The following is a 7,597-nucleotide window of genomic DNA, read 5'->3' on the forward strand; positions in this document are numbered from 1 at the left end:
ATACCCCTGGCCGATCGCGCGGACCTTCCAGTCGCCGCCGCGCCGGTAGACCTCCACGACGACCAGCGCCGTCTCCGGGCCGAGGCCGGTCGGGGTGAACGACGCGATCTCGGCGCCGTCGTCGGTGCCGCGCACGGTCGCGGTCGGGGTCGTCCCGGCGAAGGCCGCACCGCCGTCGAGGCTGGCGGTCACCACGATCTTCTCCACCGCGGCCGGGACCGCCGCCGTGTCGACCGTGATGGCGTCCGGCGCCGAGCCGCTGCCCGAACGGTAGGCCACCCCGGCGCCCTGCGGCTGGTTGTAGAAGACGAAGTCGTCGTCCGAGCGGACCTTGCCGTCGGCGCCCAGCAGCAGTCCCGACACATCCAGCCGGACACTGGCGGCGACCTCCACGGTCACCCGGGGCACGGCGAGCGGCACATTCGAGCCAGGCGTCATAGCGTTCATGCCCCGGTAACGACCGACTTCGCTTTGCGGTTCCATTACCCGGCCGGACGGGGTACGCGCCCCCGCGGAAGGGAGCGCACGCGGCGAGCAAGGGTGCGGGCGGGGCGCGCGAGAGCCTTGAGCGGTGCCGCCGTTCCCGGCACGCCCCTCGGGAGGATGGCGTCATGGGGTTGCCGCATATGCGAGGGAGGGCGCTTCACGTACGCTCGGCCCGACATCATCTGTGGGTGGGCAGCCGCATGCTGGAGGATGAGGGAGTGGCACAGAACGGCCCGGCGCGCACCGGGCTCGACACCCCGGCTCAGGCCGGGTCTCCACCGGGAATCCCGCAGGCCCGCCTGCCGCGGGTGCGGGACGCCAGGGCCCTGGACATCAGGGCCGTGCGCGCACCGGACGGCCCGGAGTCGGTGCTGCTGGTCGAGGACGACGACGGTGACGCGCTGCTGGTCGAGGAGTACCTCGGCGACGGCCCCCACTCCCCGAAGCTGCTGCGCGCCCGCAACCTGGCCGAGGCGGTGAAGCTGCTGACCGCCGGACCCGCACCCGACTGCGTGCTGCTCGACCTGCACCTGCCCGACGCGTTCGGGGTGGACGCGGTGACCCGGCTGCTGCGCGACGCCCCGGGCGCCCCCGTCGTCGTCCTGACCGGCCTGTCCGAGGAGGACGCGGGGCTGGCCGCGGTCGCGGCCGGCGCCCACGAGTACCTGTCCAAGAGCCTGCTGGAACCGCAGGCCCTGGACCGCGCCATGCGCTACGCCGTCCAGCGCAGGCACATCGAACGCGCCACGGTGGCCCTGCGCGAGAGCCTGCTGCGGGCCGAGGAGAACGCCCGGCTGGAACGCGGCCTGCTGCCCACCCCGCTGCTGCGCACCGACGACCTGCGGGTGACCACCCGCTACCTGCCCGGCCGCGACTTGGCGCTGCTCGGCGGCGACTTCTTCGACGTGGTGCAGACCGAGGACGGCACCGTGCACGTCGTCGTAGGCGACGTGTCGGGCCACGGCGCCGCCGAGGCCGCCCTCGGGGTGTGCCTGCGGGTCGCCTGGCGTTCCTTCGTGCTGGCCGGCACCGGCGCCGCCGACCGCACCCGGCTGCTGGAGCAGATGCTGGTCGCCGAGCGCGCCGCCACCGATGTCTTCGCCACCGTCATCGCCCTGGAGTTCCCGCCGGACCGCCGCTCGGTACGCTTGATCCGGGCCGGCCACCCCGGACTGCTGGTGCGCCGCGGCGCGGCCGTCGACTGGTACGAGCCGGAGGGCGGTCCCGCACTGGGACTGCTGCCGGGCATCGCGGTCTGGCCGGTGACCACGCTGCCGCTGAACGGCGAGTCGCTGGTGCTGTTCACCGACGGCTTGTTCGAGTGGCGGTTCGGTGCCGGTCCTGAGCGCCTCGGCGAGGAGGGCCTGCTGGCCCTGGCCCGGCAGCACGGCACGCTGCCGCCGGACGACTTCGTCGATGCGCTGATCAGCGCCGCCGAGACGGCGACCGCCGACCACGGCGGTCTGGCCGACGACGCGGCAGTCGTACACGTCGGATGGAAAACCTCATTGTGACAGCGGACAAAACAGCTCTTCCCCCGGTCGGCGGGCCCGGCGGTCCGGTACCGGCCGCCTCCCAGCGTTCCGCCGCGACTCCGGGCGCCTCCGCCGCGACCGTCAGGTCCGCGCTGCGCGGCCGGGCCACGGTCCAGGTCTGGTTCAATCTGGTGCTCGCCGTGATGGTGCTGCTGGTGATCGTCTTCGCCGTGGTCGGCGCGCGGCTGCTGGCCCGCAACTCGCAGATATCGGACGACCTGTCGGGCCGGGTCCAGCCCGCCCGGGTCGAAGGCGTCCGGCTGCAGTCCGCGCTCCTCGACCAGGAGACCGGGGTGCGCGGCTACGTCCTGACGCACAGCGCGCAGTTCCTCGTGCCGTACACCGACGGCCTGACCGAGGAGAAGCAGAGCGCCGCCCGGCTGCAGCCACTGATCAGCGGGAACGACCGCGCCACCGCCGACCTCGCGGCGCTGCGGAAGGCCGCCGCCCAATGGCGCGCCGACTACGCCGAGCCGCTGGTGCAGCATGCCCGGCAGGGCCGGTCCACCGCGTCCGACAGCGCGCTGCTCGACGGCAGCAAGCAGGCGTTCGACCGGATCCGGGGGCTGTACGCCGCCGAGGACAGCCATCTGCTCGCCGACCGGGTGCACAGCCAGGCCCAGCTGCGGCACATCGAGGGGGAGCGGGACGCGGTCTTCCTGGCCATGCTGGCCTGCTTCCTGGTCGCCGCCCTGGTGCTGGCCCTGCTGCTGCGGCAGATCGTGGGCCGGCCGCTGAACCGGCTGCGCGACGGGGCACTGCGGGTCGCCGACGGTGACTTCGAGGGCCGGATCGAGCCGGCCGGACCGGCCGACCTGCGGATACTGGCCGAGGCGGTGGAGGCGATGCGCGGCGGCCTGGCCAGCGCGCTGGCCGAAGCCCGCGACCAGCGCGGCCGGCTGACCGTCCAGGCCGACGAACTCACCGCCCAGGCCGAGGAGCTGCGCCGCTCCAACGCGGAGCTGGAGCAGTTCGCCTATGTCGCCTCGCACGACCTCCAGGAACCGCTGCGCAAGATCGCCTCCTTCTGCCAGCTGCTGGAGAAGCGCTACCGCGACAAGCTCGACGAACGCGGCGTGCAGTACATCGACTTCGCGGTGGACGGCGCCAAGCGGATGCAGATCCTGATCACCGACCTGCTGGCCTTCTCCCGGGTCGGCCGCACCTACGACGACCGGCTGCCGGTGCGGCTGGACGCGGTACTGGAGCAGGCGCTGGCCAATCTGGCCGGGACTCTGGAGGAGTCCGGCGCGCAGGTGCGCCGCCCCGCGGAGCTGCCCGTGACAACCGGCGACCGGACGCTGCTGACCATGGTGTGGCAGAACCTGATCGGCAACGCGGTCAAGTTCCGCTCCCCGGACCGCCCGCCGCTGATCACCGTGGACAGCGCCGACGGTCCGGACGGCGAGCACACCTTCACCGTCACCGACAACGGCATCGGCATCCCGGCGGAGTTCAGCGAGAAGGTCTTCGTGATCTTCCAGCGGCTGCACAGCCGGGACGTCTACGACGGCACCGGCATCGGCCTGGCCATGTGCCGGAAGATCGTCGAGCACCACGGTGGCAGAATCGCCGTGGACACCTCCTACACCGGCGGCACCCGGATCCGGTTCACCCTGCCGGCCGCCGCCGTGCAGGCTCCGGCCGTCCCGGCCGCCGACGTCCCGACCTCCGAGGGAGCGCAGCCCGCATGACCGACGCCGTACAGCCGATCGTGGTCCTGCTCGTCGAGGACGACGCGGGAGACGAGCTGATGACCCGCGAGGCATTCGAGGACAACAAGATCCGCAACTCCCTGCACGTGGTGCGCGACGGTGAGGAGGCGCTGGACTTCCTCTACCGGCGCGGCGCCCACACCGGCGCGGCGCGCCCCGACTTGATCCTGCTGGACCTCAACCTGCCGAAGTACGACGGCCGCCAGGTGCTGGAGCAGATCAAGGGCGATCCGGAGCTGGCCGTCATCCCGGTGGTGGTGCTGACCACCTCCTCCGCGGAGGAGGACATCGTGCGCAGCTACAAGCTGCACGCCAACGCGTATGTCACCAAGCCCGTCGACCTGAGCCAGTTCATCAAGGCGGTCCGGCAGATCGACGACTTCTTCGTCTCGGTGGTGCGGCTGCCGGGCCGCTGACCGGCCCGGCGGCCCCGCCGCGCCGCGCCCGCCCGGTTCAGTGCTCCCAGCGCGGCGCGTCGGTGCAGAACGCCCCGCCGAGGTTGGCCTGCGCCGGGTCGGCCGGGTCCAGTTCGCCCTGCTCGGCGATCAGCGCCGCGGCGAAGGGCTCGGAGTCGTCCTGCGGCTCGTAGCCCAGCGCCCGGGCCGGCCCGAGGTCCCACCACAGGCGGGTGTTGGCGGAGCTGCCGTAGACGACGGTGTGCCCGGTCACGTCGGCGGTGAGCGCGGCGTGGAAGAGCCGGGCGCCGTCGGCGGGGCTCATCCAGACCGAGAGCATCCGTACCGTGCTCGGCGCGGGGAAGCAGGATCCGATCCGAATCGAGACGGTGTCGATGCCGTGCCGGTCGGCGTAGAGCTGCGCGAGGTCCTCGCCGAAGCACTTGGACAGGCCGTAGTAGGTGTCCGGCCGGCGCGGGGTGTCGACCGGGATGAGCGGGTCGCCGCCCCGGGGGCGCGGGGTGAAGCCCACCGCGTGGTTGCTGGAGGCGAAGACGATCCGGCGCACACCCTCCTCGCGGGCGGCCTCGTACAGGTTGTAGGTGCCCTCGATGTTGGCGCGCAGGATCCGGTCGAAGTCGGACTCCTTGGAGATGCCGGCGAGGTGCAGGATCGCGTCCACGCCGCGGACCGCGGCGCGCAGCGCGTCCCGGTCGGCGAGGTCGGCGGTGATGGCGGTGCCGGCGCCGGGGCCGTCCTGGATCGGCCGGGCGTCGAGCAGCCGCAGCCGGTAGCCGAACGAGGGCAGCAGTTCGCGCATCAAGGTGCCCACACCGCCGGCGGCGCCGGTGAGCAGGACGGTACGCGGAGCGGGAGCGGACACAGCGGACATGCGTAAGGTCTCCTCGGTCTCACCGGCCGCGGCGGGCCCGGGGAGCGGCCTGCCGCGGCCTTTCGCGGGCGTACGACGAGGTCGAGTATATCCATGGACATGGTTCATGTACGTAGACAACAGCGGATGGCGCCCCCGGGCTGGGGGCTGCTCGGTGAGGGCCTACCGGCCTGCTCCTCGGCTTGACCACCGCCGGGAACCTCGCCTAGCGTGGCAGCGTTCACGCATATAGACATTAATCAGAAGAGCGCACACCGAGCGCACACCCTCTGGGGGGACCCGATGACCTCACCCTCACCCGCACGCGAATCCGCCCTCGCCGACCGCCTCGACGGCCTGCTGTTCTTCCCCGTGACGGCCTTCGGCCCGGACGGCAGCCTCGACCTCGACGTGTTCCGCGCCCACGTGCGGGCGGGCGTGGACGCCGGGGCGGCGGCGGTCTTCGCCTGCTGCGGCACGGGTGAGTTCCACGCGCTGACCCCGCAGGAGTTCGGCGCCTGCGTCGCCGCCGCCGTCGAGGCGGCGGCCGGCCGGGTGCCGGTGGTGGCCGGCGCGGGCTACGGCACCGCGCTCGCCGTCCAGTACGCCCGGCTCGCCGAGGAAGCCGGCGCCGACGGACTGCTCGCCATGCCGCCCTACCTCGTCGTCGCCGATCAGCCGGGCCTGCTGCGGCACTACACGGCGCTCGCCGCCGGCACCTCCCTCGACGTCATCGTCTACCAGCGGGACAACGCTGTCTTCACCCCGGAGACCGTGGTCGAACTCGCCCAGGTGCCCAACATCATCGGCCTGAAGGACGGTTGCGGCGACCTGGACCTGATGCAGCGCATCATCAGCGCGGTGCGCACCGAACTGCCGGGCCGCGACTTCCTCTACTTCAACGGCCTGCCCACCGCCGAACTCACCGGGCTGGCCTACCGCGGCATCGGGGTGCTGCTCTACTCCTCGGCGGTCTTCGCCTTCTCACCCGAGATCGCCCTCGCCTTCCACCGCGCCCTGACCACCGGCGACGACGCCACCGTCAACCGGCTGCTCGACGGCTTCTACCGGCCACTGGTCAACCTCCGCAACCAGGGCCGCGGTTACGCGGTCTCCCTGGTCAAGGCCGGAGTCCGGCTGCGCGGCCTCGACGTCGGCGAGGTCCGCCCGCCGCTGTCCGAGCCGTCGCCCGCCCACACCAAGGAACTCGCCGAACTCATCGAGCAGGGCCTGGCGCTGCTCGGCGAGGGCGCCCCGGGCACGCCCCCCTCGGCCTAGGCCCTGTCCAGCCCGCCGGGCTCCGCGCAGCGCTCCGCACGCACCGTCCGCCACCCCAACCGCCCCCCGACAGAAGGCCGGCCGCCTGCCGTGAAGACCTCCGCCTTCCTCTACCCCTGGGACGTCGTCGGCGACCCCGAAGCCGCCGGCCGGGTGGCCGCGCTCGGCGTCCGGCAGGTCACCCTCGCGTCCGCCTACCACTCCACCCGGGCCCTGACCCCGCGCCACCCCGTCCACCGCGTCGTCACCGCGGAACACGCCTCGGTGCTGTATCCGCCGGACGAACAGCGCTGGCGGGGCCGGGAACTCGCGCCCCCGGCCGGCCGGCTCGTGGGCCGCGGCCGAGGACGCCCACGGCGCCGCCGCGGACGCTCTGCGGGCGGCCGGGCTCGACGTCCACACCTGGGTGGTGCTCGCCCACAACTCCCTGCTGGGCCGCGAATACCCGCACACCTCGGTGGTCAACGCCTACGGCGACCGCTACCCGTGGGCGCCCTGCATCGGGCAGCCCGCCGTCCGCCGCTACCTGCTGGACCTCGCCGCCGAGGCCGCGGTGCGGCCGGGCGCGGCCGGCACCGAACTGGAGTCCCTCGGCTGGTACGGGCTGGCGCACCTGCACGCCCACGACAAGACCGCCGGCGTGCCGCTCGGCGACGCGGCCCAGTACCTGATGTCGCTCTGCTTCTGCCCGTACTGCCGCGACGGGTACGCGGAGTCCGGCGCCGATCCCGACGAACTCGCCGCCGCCGTCCGCCACGCACTGGCGCCCGTGTGGGCCGGTTCCGGTTCCGGTTCGGGCGAGTCCGGCGTGCCGGGCATCGCGGCGCTGCTCGGTGCGGAGTTCACCGCGCTGAGCCTCGACTGGCGGCTGCGCACCGCGCGGTCGCTGCAGGAGCAGGCCGTCGCCGCGGTCCGGGCCGCCGCCCCGCCCGGCTTCCAGGTGCTGATGCACGCGGACCCGGCGGCGTACCACTGCGGGGCGAACGCCGGGGTCGATCCCGCGCACATCCTGCGGCACGCCGACGGCCTGGTGCTGCCCTGCGCCGGCGGGCCGGCCGCGCGGGAGGCGATGCTCGGCCCGACCGCGCCGCACCGCGGCCCGCGCACCGTACTGGCCGCCAACCTCGGGATCGTGGCCGGCCTGGGCGGCAATCCGGCCCGCCTGGCCGCGGACGCCTCCCACGCCGCCGAACTCGGCGCCACCGAACTGCGGCTCTACCACGCCGGGTTGGCCTCCGACGCCGACCTGGACGCGGTCCGCCGGGGGGCTGGGCGGAGCTGGCGGCCTCTGACGGACCGGCCCGGCCCCGGCGAGCC

Annotated in this window: 6 protein-coding genes and 1 pseudogene; 5 read left to right on the forward strand and 2 right to left on the reverse strand. The window is 73.6% G+C overall.

The genetic code is table 11. The annotated features are described in order from the left end of the window. Positions 1-447, reverse strand: a 447-nt coding sequence (locus GA0115240_RS25880) for a TerD family protein (protein WP_176725172.1), incomplete at its 3' end; no start/stop codon positions are given. Positions 448-704: 257 nt separating this feature from the next. Between GA0115240_RS25880 and GA0115240_RS25885 the strand changes: the two genes are divergently transcribed. From GA0115240_RS25885 to GA0115240_RS25895, 3 genes are all read left to right on the forward strand, one after another. Next, on the forward strand, positions 705-2,000 hold the full coding sequence (locus GA0115240_RS25885) for a PP2C family protein-serine/threonine phosphatase (protein WP_370673375.1): 1,296 nt from the start codon (positions 705-707) through the stop codon (positions 1,998-2,000). Positions 2,001-2,164: 164 nt separating this feature from the next. Further along, a complete protein-coding gene (locus tag GA0115240_RS25890; protein ID WP_237555211.1) occupies positions 2,165-3,715 on the forward strand; it encodes a sensor histidine kinase in 1,551 nt (516 codons plus the stop codon). Further along, positions 3,712-4,152: a response regulator gene (locus GA0115240_RS25895; protein WP_093740196.1), complete on the forward strand. Its 441-nt coding sequence runs from the start codon at positions 3,712-3,714 to the stop codon at positions 4,150-4,152. The genes GA0115240_RS25890 and GA0115240_RS25895 overlap by 4 nt, the downstream gene beginning before the upstream one ends. A gap of 37 nt (positions 4,153-4,189) precedes the next feature. Here the strand turns inward: GA0115240_RS25895 and GA0115240_RS25900 are convergent, their stop codons facing one another. Continuing rightward, a complete protein-coding gene (locus GA0115240_RS25900) occupies positions 4,190-5,023 on the reverse strand; it encodes an NAD-dependent epimerase/dehydratase family protein (protein ID WP_093740198.1) in 834 nt (277 codons plus the stop codon). Between the two features lie 282 nt (positions 5,024-5,305). Here GA0115240_RS25900 and GA0115240_RS25905 point away from each other — a divergent pair, with 282 nt between their 5' ends. Beyond that, positions 5,306-6,280, forward strand: a complete 975-nt coding sequence (locus GA0115240_RS25905; RefSeq protein ID WP_093740200.1) for a 5-dehydro-4-deoxyglucarate dehydratase — start codon at positions 5,306-5,308, stop codon at positions 6,278-6,280. 90 nt (positions 6,281-6,370) lie between these two features. After that, positions 6,371-7,597: pseudogene (locus GA0115240_RS25910) on the forward strand (hypothetical protein); the annotation flags it as partial.

Origin of the sequence: Streptomyces sp. DvalAA-14, assembly GCF_900091855.1 — a bacterium.
Classification (GTDB): Bacteria; Actinomycetota; Actinomycetes; order Streptomycetales; family Streptomycetaceae; genus Actinacidiphila.

Excerpts from the sequence above, each read along its gene's own strand:
- GA0115240_RS25890 (WP_237555211.1), top strand. The coding sequence starts at position 2,165 with ATGGTGCTGCTGGTGATCGTCTTCGCCGTGGTCGGCGCGCGGCTGCTG.
- GA0115240_RS25895 (WP_093740196.1), top strand. The coding sequence starts at position 3,712 with ATGACCGACGCCGTACAGCCGATCGTGGTCCTGCTCGTCGAGGACGAC.
- GA0115240_RS25900 (WP_093740198.1), bottom strand. The coding sequence starts at position 5,023 with ATGTCCGCTGTGTCCGCTCCCGCTCCGCGTACCGTCCTGCTCACCGGC.
- GA0115240_RS25905 (WP_093740200.1), top strand. The coding sequence starts at position 5,306 with ATGACCTCACCCTCACCCGCACGCGAATCCGCCCTCGCCGACCGCCTC.